This is a genomic window from Mesorhizobium sp. B1-1-8 (assembly GCF_006442795.2).
GTDB lineage: Bacteria > Pseudomonadota > Alphaproteobacteria > Rhizobiales > Rhizobiaceae > Mesorhizobium.
The window spans coordinates 775,669-796,698 of the sequence record NZ_CP083956.1; the positions used below are offsets into that span (position 1 = coordinate 775,669).

The following is a 21,030-nucleotide window of genomic DNA, read 5'->3' on the forward strand; positions in this document are numbered from 1 at the left end:
GCCTCGTCATGGGCGCGTCCGCCTGAGCCGAACGTAGAGCGCGCCCGAACCGCCATGGTTGCGGGCGGCGTGGTCATGGCTGGAGACGAGCGGGCGGAAGGCAGGCGTCGACAGCCAGGCCGGAACCGCGCGGCGCAGCACGCCGTCGCCGCCCGAGGAAGAGCCCTTGCCGGTGATGATCAGCACATAGCGGATGCCGCCGGCATGGGCCCGGTGCAGGAAGGCGAAGAGCAGCGAATAGGCTTCATCCTGCGTCATGCCATGCAGGTCGACGCGACCCTCGATCGGCAGCCGGCCCTTGGCAAGCTTGTCCAGCGTCTGATCGTCCAGCGCATGCGAGACATGCTGCGTCTTCGGCTTTGCGGTGACGGCCGGGACACCGTTGGCAGGCGTGGGTGCCGGCGCCGGCTTCGGCTCGACGCCGAGCTCCGGAATCTCCACCGCCTTCTTGCCCTTCAGCGGCCGTGCGCTCCGGGCGACCAGATTCCACAGGATGCGGTCATCCTCGCTGAGCCTGTTGTCGCGGCGCGTCATCGGCGCCCTCCGCCGGCCAGCGCGCGCGGGATCAGCGCATAGAAATCGGCGGCGTTGCGGACGATGCCGGCGATCTCGCCGGCGGCATCGCCGGAGCCGACGAAAAGATCGCCGCGCGCGGGTCCGGTGATGGCCGAGCCGGTATCCTGCGCGATCATCAGCCGCCGGAACGGTTTCTGGTCGAAGGCGGTCAGCGTCGGCGCGTCGATATAGAACGGCGTGCCGAATGTGTGCAGCAAACGGTCGACAGCAACGGAGCGGCCGGGCGTCAGCGGCACTTTGGCGGCGGCGATCGGGCCAAGCGAAACGTCCTCGACCGCGGCTTCACGGAAGAAGATGTAGGAGCGGTTTTGCCACAGGATCTCGTCGATGCGGTCCGGATGCGCCTTGAACCAGGCGCGGATCGACTGCATTGTCACCTTTTCCAGCGGAATTTCCCCGAGCGCGCTCAAGATCTTGCCCGGGCCGGTGAAGCGCTGGCCGGACTTGGCGGCATAGGTGACGCGGCAGAGCCGGCCGTCCGTCATCATCAGCCGCGCCGCGCCCTGGACATGGATGAAGAAGGCATCGACCTTGTCGACAAGCCAGGCGATTTCGAGATTCCGGCCCGCCAAACCCTTGCCAGCGAGCGCGCCGCGCTCGATTTCGCCGCGGTCGAAATATTCGACAGGTCCGTCGGGCGTATTGCGCGCGAAAGCAAGGTAGGGGTCCATTCCGGCCGGCCGGTTGCCGTCATCGATGTCGATGAGATCGGCGGGGCGGGCGAGCAGCGGCACGCCAAACCGCTCCGTCCTGACCGGCGAGGCCTCGACCTCAGGTTCGTAGAAGCCGGTGACGAGGCCGGCGCCGCTTTCGGAAGTTACCAGCGCCGGCATGAAATGACGCTCGAAGAAAGCGCGCGCCTCGGACCGATTCGCAGGCGAAACGGAGCGCGCCTCGTCATAGGCATCGGCGAAGGCGTTGAAATCGATGCCGAGCGCGCCGGTGCGATAGGGCTTGGTCAGGACCTGGGAAGCGCAGCGGCGAAAGGCCGCGAAGGCGGCAAGATGATCGTCGTCGGCCCAGCCGGGGACGTCGTTGAAGGACGTTTCGCTGAATGTGGACGATAGCGGCACGACCGAGCCCCGCCGCCTGAAATCAGTCTTCTTCTTCGGTGGCGACGAGCTTCCAGTTCGGATCGCGCGAGCGCGTGTCGCGGGCGAAAGTCCAGACATCCTTGACCTCGGCGACGGTTTCCGGATCGCCGTCGATGACGGTGCCGGCCTTGTCGCGCGTCGCCGAAATCAGCTCGCTGACGACGCGCAGCGTGATATGCGCCTCCGAGCCCTTCATCTCGGCGGAGACGATATCGGCCTTGTCGATGCCGACGAAGGATGACTGGATCTTCTCCGACTTCGCCTCGCGCTCGCCGATCGCGGCGACGAAACCGTCATAGACCTCGCGCGACAGCAGGTTCTTCAGCGTCTTGCGGTCGCCATCGGCATAGGCCATGACGATCATCTCATAGGCCATCTTGGCGCCGTCGACGAAGCCCTTCGGCTCGAAGGACGGATCATTGTCCTTGATCGAGCGCAGGCCCTTGTTGAGGTCGCTGCCGGGCTTGGCAAAGGCGTCGATCTCGGCATAGGTCTCCGCCGCCGGTTCTCCCGGCAGCCGCTTGCGCGGCAGCGACACCACGTTCTCGGATTTTTGCGCCGCATCCTGGTCGCGCGAGCGGCTTGCCGAATATGGATCGAAGGGCGGACGCTCGCTGCCGGTGCGACGGCCCAGCACGTTGCGCAGCTGGAAAAAGATCACAACCGCCGCAATCAAGAAGAAAATCGTGCCGAAGTCGAAGAAACCCATATTTTCCGCCAATTCGATCCCTGTCCGGCCGGACCGACGGCCGGAATGGAGCCGCGGGTCGCATAGCGTTCATTACTCAAAGCATATAGAACGGCGGGCGCAATCATTCAAATCAAAGGCAGCCATACCTATCTAAGAACGCCAGTGCCAGCGGCGATTGTCCGCAGGGCCTGCAAAATATGAAAGCGATCGGTCAAGACTTGCGCATTTCACTCTTTCCGCTGTTCCTGCTTGCGCTGCCGCTGCTGGAAATCGCCGGTTTCGTCATTGTCGGCCGCGAAGTGGGCGCTTTGGCAACGGTCGGGCTGGTCATCCTTTCGACTGTCGCCGGCAGCCTGCTGCTCAGGCACCAGGGATTCGGTGTGATGGCGCGGGTGCGGGCGGAAATGGATGCCGGACGCGATCCCAGCCGGGAGCTGGCGCACGGCGCGATGATCGTGTTGGCGGCGATTTTGCTCATCATTCCGGGCTTCATCACCGACATTTTCGCCATCCTGCTTCTGCTGCCGCCGGTGCGCGATCTCGCCTGGCGTTTCCTGAAGAGCCGGATCGTGCTGGCGACCAGCTTCACCGGCGGCGGGTTCCGCGCCCGCGGCCGCGACAACGTGATCGACCTCGATGACAGCGATTTTTCGCGCGACGACGACTATTCGCGCGGGCCGGACCATAATTCGCCCTGGCGCCGCCTCAAGGACGATTGATTCCGGCGGTCGGCTCCGTCGGCCGGTAAACCTTGTCATGTCCTGCCGACCATGGTAGCGAACCCGCGATTTCAATCCGGTCAGCACGGCTGCCCAGGCAAAAAGGACAAGGCTCATGGCCAACGAGGACGCGGCAGGCGGCGCCGCCAACGGCAACGGCAACCCATCGCAGCCTTCGCTCAACGTGCTTGCCCAGTATGTGAAGGACCTGTCCTTCGAAAGCCCCGGCGCGCCCAATTCGCTGCGCGGCCGCGATAAGGCTCCCGGCATCGCCATCAACGTCAACGTCAACGCCAATCCACTTTCGGACAAGCAGTTCGACGTCAATTTGACACTGAACGCCAAGGCCTCGTTCGACCAGGAAGTGCTGTTCAATGTCGAGCTGGTCTATGGCGGCGTCTTCGCCATCGGCGGCTTCCCGCAGGAGCACATGCTGCCGATCCTGTTCATCGAATGTCCGCGGCTCCTGTTCCCCTTCGCGCGCCAGATCATCGCCGATGCGACCCGCAATGGCGGCTTCCCGCCGCTGATGCTCGACCCGATCGACTTCGCGCAGATGTTCCAGCAGAAAATCGCCGAGGACCAGGCGGCGAGCAAGGTCCAGGTGAGCTGAGGGGCGGCGATACGCCCTATAGTTATCGAGAGCCCGGCTTCGCGCCGGGCTTTTTGTTCCACGTCGGAGATTAGCGATAACATCCGCGACTTCGTCATCCTAGGGCGAAGCAAGGAGCGAAGCGACGCGCGCAGACCCTAGGATCCATGCCGTGACGCTGGTGCTATGCTCCGGCGGCGCAAAAAATCGGATGGAGCTACCATCCTGTTCCACGGAAAAGCTCGAACCATTCCGGGTTGGTCTTCTCGATCAACTCGATCTTCCATTGTCGCGGCCAGCGCTTCAGTGACTTCTCGCGTTGGATAGCGTCGGCAATGTCGAAATATTCTTGATACCAGACCAGTCGCTGCACGCCGTACCGGCTGGTGAACCGTGAGCCGGTGCCCGCCTTATGCTCCGGCATGCGGCGGCCAAGGTCGTTGGTGACACCGATATAGATCGTGCCGCGCTTCTGGCTTGCGGTCATATAGACGTAGCCGGTCATCGTTTTAGAATAGCCAGCGTCGATGCGCGTAGAAAGCCATTCCTGGTCCGTCGCATTCTACGGCTAATGTCACGGCATGGATCCTAGGGTCTGCGCGCGTCGCTTCGCTCCTTGCTCCGCCCTAGGATGACGAAGTCGCGAAAGTTTCGGCTAATCTCGACTGGCTACGTTTCGGCGCTCTGGTTCATCCCACCGCCACCTTCAGCCAAAGCGCCTTCTCTCCGAGCGTCGAGACCAGTCCCGCATGCGCGGCGCGGTCGGCTTCGGTCAGGCGCGGCGGCAGGGTGATCGGCCTGGCGCCGATCGTGATGTCGATGTCGGCGACCTCGCCGGCGCCATTCACCTGCACCGCCACGGCGTCGAGAATGAGGGCTGCCTGCTTGCCGCCGATGAGCTCGATATAAACCTCGGCCAGCAATTCGGAATCGAGCAAGGCGCCGTGCTTGGTGCGGCGGGCATTGTCGATGCCGTAGCGCCGGCACAGCGCATCGAGCGAATTCGGCCCCATCGGATGCTTGCGGCGCGCCAGGGCGAGCGTGTCGACGATGCGGCCGGGATCGATCGCCGGATGGCCGAGGCGGCTGAATTCGAGATTGAGGAAGCCGATATCGAAGGTGGCGTTGTGGGCGATCAGCTTGGCGCCGTCGGTGAAGGCCAGCCATTCCTCGACGATCTCGGTGAAGCTCGGCTTGCCGACCAGATCGGCGGCGCTGATGCCGTGCACGGCCTGCGCCTCGGCATGGATCGCCCGGCCTTGCGGGTTGATGAATTTGTGGAAGGTGCGGCCGGTCGGAAAGCGGTTGACCAGCTCGACGCCGCCTAGCTCGATGATGCGGTCGTCGCGCAAATCGAGGCCGGTGGTTTCAGTATCGAAGATAATCTCACGCATTCGAATCAGTTCGCTCCGAGGAGCAGAATCATACACCGGAACAAAATGGCAATGGGCCATGCTGACAACAAGCGTCAGGAGCGCGGCTTTGCCGGCTTATCCCCTGCCGGTTTGTGCCCTGCCAGTTCGGCGACAATTGCTTCGACTGAGCTTCGCGCAGCATCGAAGCCTTGCCCCGTGTCGACGATGAAATCGGCCTGGCGTCGCTTTTCGGCATCCGGCACCTGCCTGGCCAGGATCGAGGCGAATTTCTCCTCGCTCATGCCCGGCCGCGCCAGCACACGCGCGCGCTGGACCTCAGCCGGCGCGGTGACGACAACAATCTTGTCGACGCGGTCGCGGCCGCCGGTCTCGAACAGCAGCGGGATGTCGAGCACCGCGAGCGGCGCGCCTGCGGCGCGATGTTTGGCCAGGAAGGCATCGGCGTCGGCGCGCACCAGCGGGTGGACGATTGCCTCCAGCGTCTTCAGCGCGGCGGGATCGGCCAGCACCCTCTCGGCCAGTCTGGCGCGATCGACCACGCCTGATTTCGTCGTGCCTGGAAAGGCTGCCTCGACCAGGGGAGCGGCTTTTCCGGCATAGAGGCGGTGCACGGTCTCGTCGGAATCATGCACCGGCACGCCAGCCTCGGCGAACATTTTGGCCGTCGTCGACTTGCCCATGCCGATCGAGCCGGTGAGGCCGAGCACGATCATCTTTTTGCCGTCTCACCTTCGATATCGGCGACGATCAGGCGCCGCAATTCGGGCGTCACCTGAGGCCTCATGCCGAACCAGCGCTCGAAGCCGGGCACCGCCTGGTGCAAAAGCATGCCCAGCCCGTCGACCGTCTTCAGCCCGCGCGCCCGGGCAGCGGCGAGAAGCGGCGTCTCCAGCGGCACATAGACGATGTCGGTGACGATGGCATGGTCGGGCAGGCCGGCTGGATCGGCGGCCAACGAGGCATCGCCATGCATGCCGAGCGACGTGGTGTTTATGAGCAGGCCCGCGTCGGCGAGCAATTCTGCGGCCGCCTCTACACCATGCGCGGAGACGCAGGCGCCGAAACGGTGGCTCAATTCCTCGGCCCGCGCCAGCGTGCGGTTGACGATGCGGATATCTTTCACGCCGCGCTGTTTCAGCGCATGGATCACCGCACGCGAAGCACCGCCGGCGCCGAGCACCACGGCCGGGCCGTTGCCGGCCCAGCCCGGCGCATGCTCGTCGAGATTGCCGGCAAAGCCGAGCCAATCCGAATTGCCGCCCCACAGCGCGCCCTCTTCCAGCCACAGCATGTTGACCGCGCCGGTCGTTTCGGCCGCCTCGTCGCGGCGATCGACCAGGGCGAAGGCTGCCTCCTTGTGCGGGATGGTGACGTTGCCGCCGCGATAGCCGTTCTCGCCAAGCGATTTCAAAAACGTCGCGAAATCAGCCGGGGCGACGTCGATCGCCTGGTAGCTGCCGTCGATGCCGTATTTCGCCAGCCAGTAGCCGTGGATCTTCGGCGAGCGCGAATGCGCGATCGGATGGCCGGTGACGAAGGCCTTTCTCGCCGCCTCAGCCATCGATGGCACCCAGCGCGCGCAGTTCCTTCAGCAGCGGCAGCAGAGGCAGGCCGACAATGGTGAAATGGTCGCCCTCTATTTTCTCGAACAGCTGGATGCCCTCCCCTTCGATCTGGTAGGCGCCGACGCTGGCCAGGGCCTTGGCGCCGACATGCGCCAGATGGCGGCCGATGAAGGCCGGATCGAGCTTGCGCATGGTCATGCTGGCGATGCCGACATGACGCCACAGCACCGCGCCGTTGCGGCAGAGCACGGCGGCGCTGTTCAATTGATGCGTCTTGCCGGACAAAGCCAGGAGATGTCTCCGGGCGCCTTCCATGTCGGCTGGCTTATGGAACACCTCGTCGCCGAGCGACAGCGTCTGGTCGCAGCCGAGCACCAGCGCACCCGGCCTGCGCTCGCTGACTTCTGTTGCCTTGGCCTCGGCAAGGATCAGCGCGACGTCTTCAGGAGATACGCCGCTATCCTGCAACGGCGCCTCGAGCGCGCGCTCGTCGACTTGCGCCGGCACCGCCTCTACGTCGAGCCCGGCATTGACCAGCATCGACTTGCGGAAGGGGCTGCCGGAAGCGAGGATGATTTTCTCGGCCATGGTTTTTCGCCCAACTAACTTCCTGACGCTGTTGACCCATCGTTTGTCTGGGGCCAGCACAAACTTTGGAGAATGGCCAAAGCCTTACGAACTTCGTCATCCTAGGGCGAAGCAGGAGCGAAGCTCCGTCGCGGAGACCCTAGGATCCATTCCGTTCCCTCAATCGAAGAGCGCAGCGGAGCAGAATTCTGCGCCATCGCAACACTTCGGCGTCACGGCATGGATCCTAGGGTCTACGCTGCGTCGCTCCGCTCCTTGCTTCGCCCTAGGATGACGAAGCGATGGACGTTTCGGCCAATCTCCGAGGCATGCGATCCGTCGTGACTTTTCGATCTACTCGGCGGCGGTGGCAGGTCCACCTTCATCCGGCTTGCTATCCGTTACCGCGTCTTGCTCCGCAGGGCAACGATCGCCGCCGCCGTTTCCTCGATCGAGCGGCGGCTGACATCGATCATCGGCCAGCCATGCCTGGTGCAGAGCTGGCGCGCATAGGCGAGCTCCTCATTGATGGCGGCGCGGTCGATGTAATCGTTCGGCACATAGATCGCGGTGTTGCCGAGGATGCGATTCTGGCGCACATGCGAAATCCGCTCGGCGGTGGCGACCAGGCCGACGACAAGTGGCGTCCTGGCAGCGATCAGGCTTTCCGGAAGCGGCACGCCGAGCACGATGGGGATGTTGGCGGTCTTGATGCCGCGATTGGCGAGATAGATGCTGGTCGGCGTCTTCGAGGTGCGCGAAATGCCGATCAGCACGACATCGGCATCGTCCATATTGGCAGGCAACTGGCCGTCATCATGCTCCATGGTGAAGTTCAGCGCATCGATGCGGCGGAAATATTCGGCGTCGAGCACGTGCTGGGCGCCGACGCGCCGGCCGGCCGGGGTGCCGAGATAGGACTGGAAGACGGTGAGCACCGGCTCCAGCACCGAAACGCAAGGCAGGCCCATGGCAGCGCAACGCTCGTCGATGCTGCGCGCCAGCTTCTGGTCGACCACTGTGTAAAGTACGATGCCCGGTTCCTCATCGATATCCTCGAACACCTTGGCGACCTGCTTTTCGGTGCGGATCAGCGGATAGATATGCTCGATGGCGCGCGCATCCTTGTATTGGGCGGACGCGGCGCGGCCGGCCGCGAGCAGCGTCTCGCCGGTGGCGTCGGAAATCAGATGCAGATGGAAGAAGCTCTGGGGTTTGTTCACAAGCGGCGGTTCCAGACTGTGGGCAATTGTGGACAAGGCTGGATGGAGAAGCCTGGCCGATCAGAGCGACTGTATCAGATGGCCACTTGTCCACAATTCGCCCTGCTGTCGGCTTTGTCGGAGCGTTGGGGACAAAACCGGGGACCAACTTTTCCTGGCCGAATTCATCCACAGCCGGAAGCTCGATGGCCAAATGTCAAGCCGCTGACTCAAAAGCCTGAATCCGGCTCGTCCCCAATTCCCTCCAAATTGCGAAAGCGAGTGCGCGACAATATGCTGACTGGCCTTTCGGGGCCGCAGGCGGGACAGGTCGCAACCACCACAACCAACAGACTCTTAGAATCAGAAGACTCTTTAAAAATAGATATTTGATTTTTAAGGAACCTGGAGAGGTAAGCGCCGAATGGCTCAGAGCCGGATCATGCTGGAGGTGCTCAAAGGCAAGACGGCCGCTCCGCCGCCACTCTGGATGATGCGCCAGGCAGGCCGCTATCTGCCGGAGTATCGGGAGACGCGGAAGCGGGCCGGTTCCTTTCTCGATCTCTGCTACAATCCGGATCTCGCCGTCGAGGTGACACTGCAGCCGATCGAACGCTTCGGTTTCGATGCCTCGATCCTGTTCTCCGATATCCTTGTGGTGCCCAATGCGCTGGGACGACATGTCCGCTTCGAGGAAGGCCGCGGGCCGATCCTGACGCCGATCGCGGCGGCCGAGATTGCGGCTCTGAACAGCGAAACGTTTCACGTGAATCTCGAACCGGTCTACGAAACGGTCCACCGGCTGCGCGCCAAACTGCCGGCCGAGACGACACTGATCGGCTTCTGCGGGGCGCCCTGGACGGTTGCGACCTATATGATTGCCGGCCATGGCACGCCGGATCAGGGACCGGCGCGGCTTTTCGCCTATCGCCAGCCGGAGGCCTTGGCGCGACTTCTGAAGATATTGGTCGATCATTCGGCCGCCTATCTCATTCGACAGATCGAGGCCGGCGCCGATGCGGTGCAGATCTTTGATTCGTGGTCCGGGGTTCTCGACGAGCCGTCGTTTCAAGCCTTCTGTGTCGAGCCGGTGGCCGAGATCGTCCGCCAGGTGAAAGCGGTGCATCCGGATGTTCCGGTGATCGGCTTTCCCAGAGGCGCGGGTGAGCGCTATCGCGATTACCGCAGGAAGACCGGCGTGACCGGGCTCGGCCTCGACTGGACCGTGCCGCTGTCGATGGCGAAAGAACTGCAGGGCGAAGGCGCGGTGCAAGGCAATCTCGATCCGTTGCGATTGGTTGCCGGCGGCAAGGCTCTCGAGGATGGCGTCGGGGCGATCCTGAAGACGCTGGGTCGCGGGCCGCTGATCTTCAATCTCGGCCACGGCATCACCCCGGAGACGCCGGTGGCGCATGTCGAGGCGATGGTGAAAATGGTGAGGAGCCACCGGTGAGCGATATCAGCAACGAGAACAGCACCGGCCAGGCGATGAAGCGCATGGCGATCGGCATTGCCGCTTTGGTGGTGCTGACGGCGCTCCTCTATTTCTTGGCGCCCGACAGTTTCTATCCCTGGGCCAAGGCGATCCACGTTATCGCCGTCATCTCCTGGATGGCCGGCATGCTCTATCTGCCGCGGCTCTTCGTCTACCATGTCGATGCCGTGAAAGGCTCGGTGCAATCCGAGACGTTCAAGGTGATGGAGCGACGGCTGTTGAGGGGGATCATCAATCCGGCAATGATCGTCACCTGGATGTTCGGCCTCTGGCTGGCCTGGAAGGGCTTCGGATTCCAGGGCGGCTGGCTGCACGCCAAGATCGGCGCGGTGCTTCTGCTCTCGGCGCTGCACGGCTATCTCGCCGGCGCGGTGCGGAAATTTGCCGAGGATCGCAACGAAAAGCCCGCGAAGCACTGGCGGATCGTCAATGAAATCCCCACATTGCTGATGATCGTTATCGTCATCCTGGTCATCGTGAAGCCTTTCTGAACCTTCGCCGGACCCCGCAAAAGGCGGCTTGCTCTTTCAGACGACCGACGATAAAAGACGGGTCTTCCTTCCCGTCATGCGCCGCCCTTTTTTTCGCTTTCGGCCGCGCCCGGCATTTGTCGCATCCAGCCGATTTTTTCCTCCCAAAGCCTACCCAGAGTCCATCTAATGCAAGAAATGAAACTCGCAGAGTTCAAGAACAAGAAGCCGCCGGAGCTGATCGCTTATGCCGAATCGCTCGAGGTGGAGAACGCCAGCGTCATGCGCAAGCAGGAGCTGATGTTCGCGATCCTGAAGAAGCTCGCCACCCAGGACGTCGAGATCATCGGCGAAGGCGTGGTCGAGGTGCTGCAGGACGGTTTCGGCTTCCTGCGCTCGGCCAATGCAAATTACCTGCCAGGTCCCGACGACATCTATATCTCGCCGTCGCAAATCCGGCGTTTTTCGCTCAAGACCGGCGATACGGTCGAAGGGCCGATTCGCAGCCCGAAAGAGGGCGAGCGCTATTTCGCGCTGCTCAAGGTCAACACCATCAATTTCGACGATCCGGAAAAGATCAGGCACAAGATCCACTTCGACAATCTGACGCCGCTCTATCCGACCAAGCGGCTGAAGATGGAGGTCGACAATCCGACCAGTAAGGACATCTCGCCGCGCGTCATCGACCTGGTGGCGCCGATCGGCAAGGGACAGCGCGCGCTGATCAACGCGCAGCCGCGTACGGGCAAGACGGTTCTGATGCAGAACATCGCCCACTCGATCACCGCCAACCATCCGGAATGCTATCTCATCGTGCTTCTGATCGACGAGCGGCCCGAGGAAGTTACCGACATGCAGCGCTCGGTGAAGGGCGAGGTGATCTCCTCGACCTTTGACGAGCCGGCAGCGCGCCACGTGCAGGTCGCCGAAATGGTGATCGAGAAGGCAAAGCGACTGGTCGAGCACGGGCGCGATGTGGTCATCCTGCTCGATTCGATCACCCGTCTCGGCCGCGCCTACAACACCGTGGTGCCGTCCTCCGGCAAGGTGCTAACGGGCGGTGTCGACGCCAACGCGCTGCAGCGGCCAAAACGCTTCTTCGGCGCGGCCCGCAACATCGAGGAAGGCGGCTCGCTCACCATCATCGCCACCGCGCTGATCGATACCGGCAGCCGCATGGACGAAGTCATCTTCGAAGAGTTCAAGGGCACCGGCAATTGTGAAATCCAGCTTGACCGCAAGGTTGCCGACAAGCGCATCTATCCGGCCATGGACATTCTGAAGTCCGGCACCCGCAAGGAGGACTTGCTGGTGCCCCGCGCGGACCTGCAGAAGATCTTCGTGCTGCGCCGCATCCTGGCCCCGATGGGAACGACCGACGCGATCGAGTTCCTCATCGACAAGCTCAAGCAAACCAAGACCAATGCGGATTTCTTCGATTCGATGAATACGTGATTGGGTTGAGAGCGGCAGTCCGCCCCTTTTCTTCGTCATTCTAGGGCGGAACAAGGAGCGGAGCGACGCGCGCAGACCCTAGAATCCATGCCGTTACTGTTGAGCTTTGCAGCGGTGCAGAATTCTGCGCCGCTGCTTTCTTCGGCGGGCGTCACGGCATGGATCCTCGGGTCAAGCCCGAGGATGACGAACTCCAGCTTCGCTGCAATAATTTCTCCAACTCATCAGGCTCCGTCACCGCCGGCAGGCACACCTGTCCGGTGCACAGCCAGGCGCCCGCCTTGTCCGTCGGCGGCAGAACGCCGCCCGGCAAGGTCGGCCGATTCGCTTCCGTACCGACCGGCACGACAATGTCGACCCGGCGCGGGTCCGGATTCCGATTCGCAACCGGAACAAGGCTTGGATTCTCTATGGAATCGACGAGCACCAGCTTCAACGGCTCGAGCGCCAGAGCGCAGGCGTTGACGATGCCGGCCTGGCCATAGGCCTGTTGCGCGGCGCGGCCCATCGCGTGCTCGGCTACAGCCCAGGCTTTTTCGCCGAGCTCGAGATCGCCGGTCGGCGATGATAACCGCACCAAAGCTTCGACAATCTGGCTGGTGGCCGATGGAATGGCTTCATCCACGTCACCGCGGATGCGGATCGGAACGTCGGAGCTGTCGGAGGCCGTCAGATAGTAGCCGGTCTTGTCGCTGTCCTGGTGCCAGCTATCGAGTTGGCCGATGAAATGCGTAGCATGGGCCGCGTAGGTCGCATCGCCGCTCGCCTCGGATAGCGCGATCGCCGCATTCGCCATCGCCGCATAGTCGCTCGACAACGCCGGAAAGAGTTTCTTGGCGCCCAGCATGGAATGCGGCAGGCGCCCGTCCCGGCTTGCCTCGACAATGTGGTGAAAGGCCTTGGCCGCGGCGTCGATCCAGTCCTGTCGGCCGAGGGACCGGCCGGCCTCCGCGAGGGCGGCGATCATCAGGCCGTTCCAGTCGGTGAGCGCCTTCCTGTCGCGGCCAGGCCTGACGCGCTTTTCCCGGGCGGCCAGCAGCTTTGCCTTGAGCGGTACAAGCTGACTGTATTCCGAAATGCTTTGGGCCTGCTTCGCCTCGCCTTGGCGGATGATCGGCTTGCCTTCCCATCCGTGCGGTGCCGCAAGCTCGAAGTGTTTGAAAAACAAAGCTGAATCATCACCGAGCGCTGCTTCGATCTCTCCATTGCTCCAGGTGTAGAACAGCCCCTCTTGGCCTTCGCTGTCGGCATCGAGACTGGCTGCAAAGGCACCGCCCTCGACGCGCATTTCGCGCAATAGCCAGGCGACCGTCTCTTCGATTCGTACCCGGAACAACTCATTGCCGGTCGCCGCATGGGCCCAGTTGCACATGCGGATGAGCTGGGCGTTGTCGTAGAGCATTTTTTCGAAATGCGGCACCAGCCATTCGGCGTCGGTCGAATAGCGGCTCAAGCCGCCACCGACATGATCGTAGATGCCGCCGGCGAGCATCTTTTCGAGGCTGAGCAGAACAGCGTCGCGATGCGAGGTCTCGCCGTCGCGCAGCCAGGACAGCCACAAGGTCTGCATGAACGGCGCATTGGGGAATTTCGGCGCGCCACGCAGGCCGCCGAGATCGCGATCGATCATGCCTTCGACACGGCCAGCGAGATCGGCAAGCGTGCCGCGGTCGAGCACGGCTTTGCCCTGGCCGCCGGCCAACCGCTGTTCGACATGGGTAGTCAGGCTGTCGGCGCTTTCGGCAAGGCTTTGTTGCTTTTCACGCCAAGCCTTGTCGACAGCTTCAAGCACTTGAATAAAACCCGGCCGGCCATAACGCGCCTCGCGCGGAAAATAGGTGCCGCCCCAGAACGGCTTGCCGTCGGGGGTCAGGAACATGGTCAGCGGCCAGCCGCCCTGCTCGCCCATGGCATGGAGTGCTGCCATATAGATCTGGTCGATGTCCGGGCGCTCCTCGCGATCGACCTTGATATTGACGAAGAGCCGGTTCATGACTTCGGCAACGGCATCGTTCTCAAAGCTTTCATGCGCCATGACATGGCACCAATGGCAGGCGGCGTAGCCGATAGAGAGCAGGATCGGGCGGCCGCGTTCCTTCGCTTCGGCAAGGGTGGCAGGCGACCATGCCCGCCAGTGCACGGGATTGTCGCTGTGCTGCTGCAGATAAGGGCTCGCTTCATCGGCAAGCAGGTTTCGCGCTGGCAGGGTCACGATGGGCGGCTCGGCTTGGTGTCGGTGAGTGAAAGCAATTCAGCGAAAGCTGCGCAGCGGCTTTCTGTACGGAATTGCGTGGAAGAAGATACCTAGGGCGGTTCGGCAGGTCGGGCAAATGGTTTCCCAGATGGCTTCGAAGGATTCGATCGTGGCGCTTTCGAGCGGCCGCCTGCCTGCCGGCATCGCCGTTATCCGCATTTCAGGCCCGCAGACTCGATTCGTGGTCGAAACGATTGCCGGAGGCGCGGTTAAGGATCGCTTGGCGGCCTATCGCAAGTTCAAGGCAACAGATGGCTCTGTCATCGACCATGGCCTGGTGTTGTTTTTTCCCGGGCCCGGCAGCTTCACCGGCGAGGACGTCGCCGAGTTCCATGTCCATGGCAGCCGCGCCGTCGCGGCGAAGATGCTGGAGACGATGACCGGCTTCGACAGCATCAGGCATGCCGAGGCCGGCGAGTTCACGCGCCGCGCCTTTCTCAATGGCAAGCTCGATCTGGTCGAGACCGAGGCGCTCGCCGATCTCGTCAATGCCGAGACCGAGGCGCAGCGCCGCTTTGCCCTGCGCAACGCCGAGGGTGCGCAGAGCGAACTCTATGCGAGTTGGCGCCGGCGGCTGATCCATGCCCGGGCTATGATCGAAGCCGAGATCGACTTTGCCGATGAGGACGATGTGCCGGGTTCGGTTGCGGATGCGGTCTGGCTCGATGTTGCGGCAATGGTCGCTGAGAGCGAACAACACATCAAAGGATTCCACGCCGCCGAGATCATCCGCGACGGCTTCGAGGTGGTGATCCTCGGCGCCCCCAACGCCGGCAAGTCCAGCCTGTTCAATGCCCTGGCGCGGCGCGAGGCGGCGATCGTCACCGACGAGCCGGGCACGACGCGCGACCTTCTGGAAGTGGTGCTGGACCTTAACGGGATGCGGGTGCGCGTCGTCGACACGGCCGGTTTGCGCGAGACGGCAGGCAAGGTCGAGACCATCGGCATAGAGAGGGCGCGGGCCAAGGCCGGCGGCGCGGATCTGGTCCTGTTGCTGGAGGACATGGTCGATCCGCTACCGGTTGGCGCTGTTCCGACGGATGTGCCCCTGCTAAGGATCGGCACCAAGGCCGATCTCGCCAAAGCGGCTTCGCGCGGCTACGACATGATTATCTCGTCGAGAGACGGAACCGGGTTGGCCGATTTGCTGGATGAGATCGGACGGCGCGCGGAGGTGGCGGTTGGCGACGTCGGTGATGTTCTGCCGTCGCGACTGCGCCATGTCGAGCTGTTGCAAGAGACGCGAAAATTTCTCGGGGCGGCGCTGTCCGGGCATAGCCAGGAGTTGCGGGCAGAGGAATTGCGGCTTGCTGCGGACCGGCTGGGCAAAATTGTCGGAGCCGTCGATGTCGAGGACATGCTCGACGTCATCTTCTCGCAGTTCTGCATTGGCAAATGATTCACGTGAAACGATGCAGCCGATGCCTGTCCATGATTCACGTGAAACATCCCGGTTAGCGCGGCTGATTTTTGTTTCACGTGAAACGACTTCGGCCTGCATCCTTGACAGCGCAGGCTCGCAGGCACATGTGTCGGCCACTCTTGAAACTGGACTCTTGAAATGAACGATCACTATGATGTGGTTGTGGTGGGCGGCGGCCATGCTGGATGCGAGGCGGCCAGCGCTGCCGCGCGCGCCGGCGCCAGGACCGCGCTGGTGACGCTGCGCTTCGATACGATCGGCGTCATGTCCTGCAACCCGGCGATCGGCGGTCTCGGCAAGGGCCATCTGGTGCGCGAGATCGACGCCATGGACGGGTTGATGGGCCGCGTGGCCGATGCGGCCGGCATTCAGTTCCGCCTGCTCAATCGCCGCAAGGGCCCTGCCGTGCGCGGGCCGCGCACCCAAGCCGACCGGAAACTCTATCGCCTTGCCATGCAGGCATCGATTCGGGAACAGAACGATCTCGACGTGGTCGAGGGCGAGGTCCTGGATTTCGAGATCGAAAACGCGCGCGTCGTGGCGGTTCTCCTGGCCGATGGTCGCCGCCTGGCCTGCGGCGCCGTGGTGCTGACCACCGGCACCTTCCTGCGCGGGCTGATCCATATCGGCGAGAAGAAGATCGTCGCCGGGCGCATGAACGAGCAGGCGAGCATGGGATTGTCGGCGACGATGAGCCGCGCCGGCTTCAGGCTCGGGCGGTTGAAGACAGGAACGCCCCCTCGCCTCGACGGCCGCACCATCGACTGGGCATCGCTGGAGAGCCAGGCGGCGGATGAGGATCCGGTGCCCTTCTCGCTGATGACCGAGAGCATCGCCAATCCGCAAATCCACTGCGGTATCACGCGCACGACGCCGGCCACGCATGTGCTGATCCGCGCCAATCTCGGCCGCTCGGCCATGTATTCCGGCTCGATCGAAGGCGTGGGTCCGCGCTATTGCCCGTCGATCGAGGACAAGATCGTCAAGTTCGGAGACCGCGAAGGCCACCAGATTTTTCTCGAGCCGGAAGGCCTTGACGACGATACGGTCTATCCGAACGGCATCTCGACCTCGTTGCCGGAAGACGTGCAGCTGGACATCCTGAAAACGATTCCTGGGCTCGAGCGCGCAACGATGCTGCAGCCCGGCTATGCCATCGAGTACGATCATGTCGATCCGCGCGAACTCAACCAGACGCTGGAGACGAAGCGCATCGCCGGGCTCTTCCTGGCCGGACAGATCAACGGCACGACCGGCTATGAAGAGGCCGGCGCGCAAGGGCTGCTCGCCGGTATCAATGCTGCGCGCAAGGCTGGCGATAGCGAGCAGATCGTGCTCAGCCGCACCGAGGCCTATATCGGCGTCATGGTCGATGATTTGACCAGCCGCGGCATCGCCGAGCCCTACCGCATGTTCACCTCGCGGGCCGAGTTCCGGCTGTCGCTGCGCGCCGACAATGCCGACGAGCGGCTGACGCCGCTGGCTGCCGGGCTGGGGATCGCCTCCACGGAACGCATGCAGCGATTCAATGATGTAATGCAAAGGCTCGAGCAGGCCCGGGCATTGGCGCAGGCCGTCACCTTCACCCCGAACGAGGCGGCGCGGCATGGGCTGGAGATCAACAAGGACGGCGTGCGCCGGTCCGCCTATGACCTGCTGGCGCATCCAGGCGTCGACATCGCATGGCTGACGCGCGTCGAACCTCGGTTTGCAGCGGTCGATGCCAGGACGGCAGAGCGTCTCGAAACGGAAGCGAAATATTCCGTCTATCTGGAACGGCAGCAGGCCGACGTCGCCCAGGTCCGGCACGAGGAATCCCGGCTCATCCCCGACGCGATCGACTTCTCGAATGTGCCCGGCTTGTCCAACGAGTTGAAGCAGAAGATGCGGACGCGCCAGCCGCGCTCGATCGCCGACGCGCAGCGCATGGAAGGCATGACGCCGGCGGCGCTGGCGATCATCGTCGCGCATGTCCGCAATGCCGAGCTTGCCGCGCGAAGGGATGTTGCGTGAGCGCTGAGGCGTGGGCGGATCTGCAAAAAGCCGCAGGCCCGGTTTCACGTGAAACATTCGATCGGCTGCAGGCCTTCGAGCAGATTTTCCTGAGATGGAATCGCAGCATCAATCTGGCAGCGCCGTCGACGCTGGATGATGTCTGGCGGCGCCACATCCTGGACAGCGCCCAGCTTGCCCGAATCGCTCCCGCCGCGACGCGCTGGGTCGACCTCGGCTCGGGCGGCGGTTTCCCGGGTCTGGTGCTCGGTTTCCTGCTCTGCGAGCGCGACGGTGCTTCGATCGACCTCGTCGAAAGCAACCGCAAGAAAGCCTCGTTCCTGCAAGCCGTCGTCGGCCAGTTCAACCTGCCGGCGCGTGTCCTGGCAAGGCGTATCGACGACGTTTATGCCCTTGTTCCGGAACCGGAAATCGTGACCGCGCGGGCGCTGGCGGCGCTTCCGGATCTGCTCGATCTGGCGGCGCCCTGGCTGACAAAAGGGACGCGCGCGCTGTTCCACAAAGGCCGGGATTACCGCGCTGAGGTGGAAGAAAGCACTCACCGCTGGGCCTTCGATCTGATAGAACATCCGAGCATGACCGACGCTTACGGCGTCATCCTCGAACTATCCGATCTGCGCCCGGCGAACCCGCAATGAATCACTGGCATAGACCCATGAAAACTGGACCGCGTATCATCACTGTCGCCAACCAGAAGGGCGGTGTCGGCAAGACGACGACGGCCATCAACCTGGCCACGGCCCTGGCCGCGATCGGCGAGCGCGTGCTGATCGTCGATCTCGATCCGCAGGGCAATGCCAGCACCGGCCTCGGCATCGACCGCAAGGACCGCACCGTCTCGTCCTACGACGTGCTGACCGGCGAGCTCGAACTGGAAGCGGCCGCGGTGCCGACGGCGGTGCCCGGGCTGTCGATCGTTCCCTCGACGCTCGATCTGCTCGGCATCGAAATGGAGATCGCCTCGGCGCCCGACCGGGTGCTCAGGCTGCGCAACGCGCTGCGCGCCGCGGCCGAACGTGCGGCGCCGTTCGGCTATGTGCTGCTCGACTGCCCGCCCTCGCTCAATCTTTTGACCTTGAATTCAATGGCCGCGGCCGATTCGGTTCTTGTGCCGCTGCAATGCGAATTCTTCGCGCTGGAGGGTCTCAGCCAACTGCTCGAGACCGTCGACCAGGTGCGCCGCACCATCAACCCGGAGCTGACGATCCAGGGCATCGTGCTCACTATGTATGATGGCCGCAACAATCTCGCCAACCAGGTGGTGCAGGACGTGCGCACACATATGGGCGACAAGGTCTACGAGACGATCATCCCGCGCAATGTGCGGGTTTCCGAAGCGCCGTCCTACGGCAAGCCGGCGATCCTTTACGATCTCAAATGCTCCGGCAGCCAGGCTTACCTGCAGCTTGCCTCCGAGGTGATCCGCCGCGAGCGCAAGCTGCGCGCCGCTTGAGCCATTCGCGGTTAATTAGCCGATTCGATTCCGAAACGATCTGGACAGACTAATGAGCGAAGACCAATCGAGAAAAAGACTGGGCCGCGGGCTTGCGGCGCTGATCGGCGAGATCGACCGCCCGGCGGCGCCGGAAAAGCAGAGCCCGGCCGCCGACGGCAAGGTGCCGATCGAGTTCATCAGCCCCAACCCGAAAAACCCGCGCCGGCATTTCGGCGATGCCGAGCTCACCGATCTTGCCCAGTCGATCCGCGAGCATGGCGTGGTGCAGCCGGTGGTGGCGCGGCCGTCGCCGTCGCAGCCCGGCCGCTACGAGATCATCGCCGGCGAGCGGCGCTGGCGGGCGGCGCAGCGCGCCGGCCTGACCGAGATTCCGGTCATCGTGCGGGACGTCAACGACCGCACGGCGCTGGAGCTGGCGATCATCGAGAACGTGCAGCGCGCCGACCTCAACCCGGTCGAGGAGGCGCAGGGCTATCAGCAACTGATCGACGACCACGGCTATACACAGGCCGATCTCGGCAATGTCATCGGCAAGAGCCGCAGCCATGTCGCCAACACGCTGCGGCTTTTGAAGCTGCCGGAGGTCATCCGCGACATGCTGGTCGATGGCGCGCTGTCGGCCGGCCACGCGCGCACGCTGGTGACGGCCGAGGACCCGGCCGGGCTTGCCAAGCGCATCGTCGAGGAAGGGCTTTCGGTGCGCCAGGCCGAGGCGCTGGCGCAGATGCCGGCCGGCCCGACGCCGGCGAAGGTGAAGTCCGCGCCGAGCGCGCCGGAAAAGGATCCCGACACGCTGGCGCTGGAGAAGCTGATGACCGACACGATCGGCATGATCGTCACGATCGAGCACAAGGGCAAGGGCGGCTCGATTCGCGTTGCCTACCGGACGCTGGAGCAGCTTGACGAGCTGTGCCGGCGGTTGAAGGATGAGCGGTAAACCTCTGGGGCCCAATGATATTCGGCTGATATATGACGTCGGAGATTAGGGAGGCATGTCTGATATATCGGTGATAGACAACTGGAAGGGCCGGCCGCTAAGCTGGCCCTTTTTTGCGGGCGTTGGGGATTGGCGAAATCGGTGAAGCGATTAATCTCCCCCCTTGAGGGGGAGATGGCCGGCAGGCCTGAAGGGGTCGTTCGACGTAAATCGCCAACATGGTCTGTCAACGTAAAAAGGCGCTGGCGCTCCACGCGCGGCGACCCCCTCTGTCGCCTCCGGCAACATCTCCCCTCGAGGGGGGAGATCATCCGCGCTGCCCCCGCGCTTCCCTTCGCCAGCGTCGGCGCCTGTGGGTTGACAGTGCCCGGCAACGGCGTACCCTAAATTAGGTGCAGCTTAATTGCATGCCTGGTGTGCCGATCGGTCGTGGTGAGGCCATTCCTGCAATATTCGTGAAAGTGGCACCGCCAAAGCGATACGCCGACGCGCCCGACGCAAGTGGGAGGTGCAAATGGCAGTCAGTTGGCAGTTGTCTGGAAGTTACTTCGAAAATTGTAACTGCGATGTCGTATGTCCCTGCCTGTTATCCACCAACGCGCAGCTGACTTCGACGCCGACGAGAGGCGTCTGCGACGTCGGCCTCGTCTTTCATATCGACAAGGGCAATTACGGCGATGTTCGATTGGACAACCTCAGCGTCGCGATGGTCGCTCACGCGCCGGGTCCGATGGCGGACGGCAATTGGACCGCTGCCGCCTATATCGACGATCGAGCCGATGACGGGCAAGCAGAGGCGCTGGGCGCGATCTTCACCGGCGCCGCGGGTGGTCCGATGGCGGTGCTGGCACCCATGATCGGCACGAATCTCGGAGCCAGGAAGGTGCCGATAAGCTACCGGATAGAGGGCAAAAGGCGGTCGGCGGAGATAGCGGGCATCATGCATATGGCGGTCGAACCGCTGCCGACAATGCGTGAGGACGGGCAGATGTGGGCGGCCACCGGCCATCCCGTCAATCCCGACTGGCTCGCTTTGGCGATGGGGTCAGAAGGCAGCACGTTCAGCGACCATGGCATGAGCTGGGATAATTCCCGCCGCAACGGACACTACGCTCCAATCAATTGGTCCGGCCAGCAGTAGCCGT

Annotated in this window: 21 protein-coding genes; 11 read left to right on the top strand and 10 right to left on the bottom strand. The window is 63.2% G+C overall.

Going from position 1 to position 21,030, the window contains the following annotated elements:
* Positions 1-6 precede the first annotated feature (6 nt).
* From FJ974_RS03715 to FJ974_RS03725, 3 genes are read right to left on the bottom strand one after another with little or no spacing between them, the layout of a single operon-like run.
* Positions 7-534 (bottom strand): Smr/MutS family protein, encoded by a 528-nt coding sequence (locus FJ974_RS03715; RefSeq protein WP_140537956.1) that lies wholly within the window; start codon positions 532-534, stop codon positions 7-9.
* The gene (locus FJ974_RS03720; protein WP_140537954.1) at positions 531-1,649 is read right to left on the bottom strand and encodes a murein transglycosylase A; all 1,119 of its coding nucleotides are present in this window, start codon (positions 1,647-1,649) and stop codon (positions 531-533) included. Before FJ974_RS03720 ends, FJ974_RS03715 begins: the two co-directional genes overlap by 4 nt.
* Before the next feature lie 22 nt (positions 1,650-1,671).
* Entirely contained in the window at positions 1,672-2,379 is a 708-nt protein-coding gene (locus FJ974_RS03725) for a Tim44/TimA family putative adaptor protein (RefSeq protein ID WP_140537952.1), read from the bottom strand.
* A gap of 200 nt (positions 2,380-2,579) precedes the next feature.
* Here FJ974_RS03725 and FJ974_RS03730 point away from each other — a divergent pair, with 200 nt between their 5' ends.
* A complete protein-coding gene (locus FJ974_RS03730; protein WP_140537950.1) occupies positions 2,580-3,080 on the top strand; it encodes an FxsA family protein in 501 nt (166 codons plus the stop codon).
* 115 nt (positions 3,081-3,195) lie between these two features.
* On the top strand, positions 3,196-3,693 hold the full coding sequence (gene secB / locus FJ974_RS03735; protein ID WP_140537949.1) for a protein-export chaperone SecB: 498 nt from the start codon (positions 3,196-3,198) through the stop codon (positions 3,691-3,693).
* Positions 3,694-3,889: 196 nt separating this feature from the next.
* Here the strand turns inward: secB and FJ974_RS03740 are convergent, their stop codons facing one another.
* From FJ974_RS03740 to FJ974_RS03765, 6 genes are all read right to left on the bottom strand, one after another.
* Positions 3,890-4,177 carry a GIY-YIG nuclease family protein gene (locus FJ974_RS03740; protein WP_140537947.1) on the bottom strand — a complete coding sequence of 96 codons (288 nt, stop codon included), beginning with the start codon at positions 4,175-4,177 and terminating at the stop codon, positions 3,890-3,892.
* 184 nt (positions 4,178-4,361) lie between these two features.
* Positions 4,362-5,066 (bottom strand): DNA polymerase III subunit epsilon, encoded by a 705-nt coding sequence (gene dnaQ / locus FJ974_RS03745; RefSeq protein ID WP_140537945.1) that lies wholly within the window; start codon positions 5,064-5,066, stop codon positions 4,362-4,364.
* A 74-nt stretch (positions 5,067-5,140) separates the two neighbouring features.
* Positions 5,141-5,761 (bottom strand): dephospho-CoA kinase, encoded by a 621-nt coding sequence (gene coaE, locus FJ974_RS03750; protein WP_140537943.1) that lies wholly within the window; start codon positions 5,759-5,761, stop codon positions 5,141-5,143.
* Entirely contained in the window at positions 5,758-6,609 is an 852-nt protein-coding gene (locus FJ974_RS03755; RefSeq protein WP_140537941.1) for a shikimate dehydrogenase, read from the bottom strand. Before FJ974_RS03755 ends, coaE begins: the two co-directional genes overlap by 4 nt.
* Positions 6,602-7,201 carry a Maf-like protein gene (locus FJ974_RS03760; protein ID WP_140537939.1) on the bottom strand — a complete coding sequence of 200 codons (600 nt, stop codon included), beginning with the start codon at positions 7,199-7,201 and terminating at the stop codon, positions 6,602-6,604. The genes FJ974_RS03755 and FJ974_RS03760 overlap by 8 nt, the downstream gene beginning before the upstream one ends.
* 380 nt (positions 7,202-7,581) lie before the next feature.
* Positions 7,582-8,403, bottom strand: a complete 822-nt coding sequence (locus FJ974_RS03765; RefSeq protein ID WP_140537938.1) for a pyruvate, water dikinase regulatory protein — start codon at positions 8,401-8,403, stop codon at positions 7,582-7,584.
* Between the two features lie 403 nt (positions 8,404-8,806).
* Between FJ974_RS03765 and hemE the strand changes: the two genes are divergently transcribed.
* The 3 genes from hemE to rho all read left to right on the top strand — a co-directional run bounded on the left by hemE (position 8,807) and on the right by rho (position 11,802).
* A complete protein-coding gene (gene hemE / locus FJ974_RS03770) occupies positions 8,807-9,835 on the top strand; it encodes a uroporphyrinogen decarboxylase (protein ID WP_140537936.1) in 1,029 nt (342 codons plus the stop codon).
* 44 nt (positions 9,836-9,879) lie between these two features.
* Positions 9,880-10,368 carry a protoporphyrinogen oxidase HemJ gene (gene hemJ, locus FJ974_RS03775; protein ID WP_413468346.1) on the top strand — a complete coding sequence of 163 codons (489 nt, stop codon included), beginning with the start codon at positions 9,880-9,882 and terminating at the stop codon, positions 10,366-10,368.
* Positions 10,369-10,536: 168 nt separating this feature from the next.
* A complete protein-coding gene (gene rho / locus FJ974_RS03780) occupies positions 10,537-11,802 on the top strand; it encodes a transcription termination factor Rho (protein ID WP_140537932.1) in 1,266 nt (421 codons plus the stop codon).
* 151 nt (positions 11,803-11,953) lie between these two features.
* On the opposite strand, the gene FJ974_RS03785 is transcribed toward rho, so the two are convergent.
* Positions 11,954-14,014: a thioredoxin domain-containing protein gene (locus FJ974_RS03785; protein ID WP_140537931.1), complete on the bottom strand. Its 2,061-nt coding sequence runs from the start codon at positions 14,012-14,014 to the stop codon at positions 11,954-11,956.
* Positions 14,015-14,144: 130 nt separating this feature from the next.
* Between FJ974_RS03785 and mnmE the strand changes: the two genes are divergently transcribed.
* The 6 genes from mnmE to FJ974_RS03815 all read left to right on the top strand — a co-directional run bounded on the left by mnmE (position 14,145) and on the right by FJ974_RS03815 (position 21,026).
* Complete coding sequence (mnmE, locus tag FJ974_RS03790) at positions 14,145-15,455, top strand: tRNA uridine-5-carboxymethylaminomethyl(34) synthesis GTPase MnmE (RefSeq protein ID WP_140537929.1); 1,311 nt, start codon at positions 14,145-14,147, stop codon at positions 15,453-15,455.
* A 162-nt stretch (positions 15,456-15,617) separates the two neighbouring features.
* Complete coding sequence (gene mnmG, locus FJ974_RS03795) at positions 15,618-17,492, top strand: tRNA uridine-5-carboxymethylaminomethyl(34) synthesis enzyme MnmG (RefSeq protein WP_140537927.1); 1,875 nt, start codon at positions 15,618-15,620, stop codon at positions 17,490-17,492.
* Positions 17,489-18,130 carry a 16S rRNA (guanine(527)-N(7))-methyltransferase RsmG gene (gene rsmG, locus FJ974_RS03800; protein WP_140537925.1) on the top strand — a complete coding sequence of 214 codons (642 nt, stop codon included), beginning with the start codon at positions 17,489-17,491 and terminating at the stop codon, positions 18,128-18,130. The genes mnmG and rsmG overlap by 4 nt, the downstream gene beginning before the upstream one ends.
* 17 nt (positions 18,131-18,147) lie before the next feature.
* Positions 18,148-18,945 (top strand): ParA family protein, encoded by a 798-nt coding sequence (locus FJ974_RS03805; protein WP_140537923.1) that lies wholly within the window; start codon positions 18,148-18,150, stop codon positions 18,943-18,945.
* Between the two features lie 52 nt (positions 18,946-18,997).
* On the top strand, positions 18,998-19,885 hold the full coding sequence (locus tag FJ974_RS03810) for a ParB/RepB/Spo0J family partition protein (RefSeq protein WP_140537921.1): 888 nt from the start codon (positions 18,998-19,000) through the stop codon (positions 19,883-19,885).
* Positions 19,886-20,393: 508 nt separating this feature from the next.
* Positions 20,394-21,026: a DUF1326 domain-containing protein gene (locus FJ974_RS03815; RefSeq protein WP_413468333.1), complete on the top strand. Its 633-nt coding sequence runs from the start codon at positions 20,394-20,396 to the stop codon at positions 21,024-21,026.
* Positions 21,027-21,030: the final 4 nt, after the last annotated feature.

What these genes read in the sequence shown, in the direction of transcription:
- FJ974_RS03715 (WP_140537956.1), bottom strand. Translation starts at nt 534, where the DNA reads ATGACGCGCCGCGACAACAGGCTCAGCGAGGATGACCGCATCCTGTGG.
- FJ974_RS03725 (WP_140537952.1), bottom strand. Translation starts at nt 2,379, where the DNA reads ATGGGTTTCTTCGACTTCGGCACGATTTTCTTCTTGATTGCGGCGGTT.
- secB (WP_140537949.1), top strand. Translation starts at nt 3,196, where the DNA reads ATGGCCAACGAGGACGCGGCAGGCGGCGCCGCCAACGGCAACGGCAAC.
- FJ974_RS03740 (WP_140537947.1), bottom strand. Translation starts at nt 4,177, where the DNA reads ATGACCGGCTACGTCTATATGACCGCAAGCCAGAAGCGCGGCACGATC.
- dnaQ (WP_140537945.1), bottom strand. Translation starts at nt 5,066, where the DNA reads ATGCGTGAGATTATCTTCGATACTGAAACCACCGGCCTCGATTTGCGC.
- coaE (WP_140537943.1), bottom strand. Translation starts at nt 5,761, where the DNA reads ATGATCGTGCTCGGCCTCACCGGCTCGATCGGCATGGGCAAGTCGACG.
- FJ974_RS03755 (WP_140537941.1), bottom strand. Translation starts at nt 6,609, where the DNA reads ATGGCTGAGGCGGCGAGAAAGGCCTTCGTCACCGGCCATCCGATCGCG.
- FJ974_RS03760 (WP_140537939.1), bottom strand. Translation starts at nt 7,201, where the DNA reads ATGGCCGAGAAAATCATCCTCGCTTCCGGCAGCCCCTTCCGCAAGTCG.
- hemE (WP_140537936.1), top strand. Translation starts at nt 8,807, where the DNA reads ATGGCTCAGAGCCGGATCATGCTGGAGGTGCTCAAAGGCAAGACGGCC.
- hemJ (WP_413468346.1), top strand. Translation starts at nt 9,880, where the DNA reads ATGGCGATCGGCATTGCCGCTTTGGTGGTGCTGACGGCGCTCCTCTAT.
- rho (WP_140537932.1), top strand. Translation starts at nt 10,537, where the DNA reads ATGCAAGAAATGAAACTCGCAGAGTTCAAGAACAAGAAGCCGCCGGAG.
- mnmE (WP_140537929.1), top strand. Translation starts at nt 14,145, where the DNA reads ATGGCTTCGAAGGATTCGATCGTGGCGCTTTCGAGCGGCCGCCTGCCT.
- mnmG (WP_140537927.1), top strand. Translation starts at nt 15,618, where the DNA reads ATGAACGATCACTATGATGTGGTTGTGGTGGGCGGCGGCCATGCTGGA.
- FJ974_RS03805 (WP_140537923.1), top strand. Translation starts at nt 18,148, where the DNA reads ATGAAAACTGGACCGCGTATCATCACTGTCGCCAACCAGAAGGGCGGT.
- FJ974_RS03810 (WP_140537921.1), top strand. Translation starts at nt 18,998, where the DNA reads ATGAGCGAAGACCAATCGAGAAAAAGACTGGGCCGCGGGCTTGCGGCG.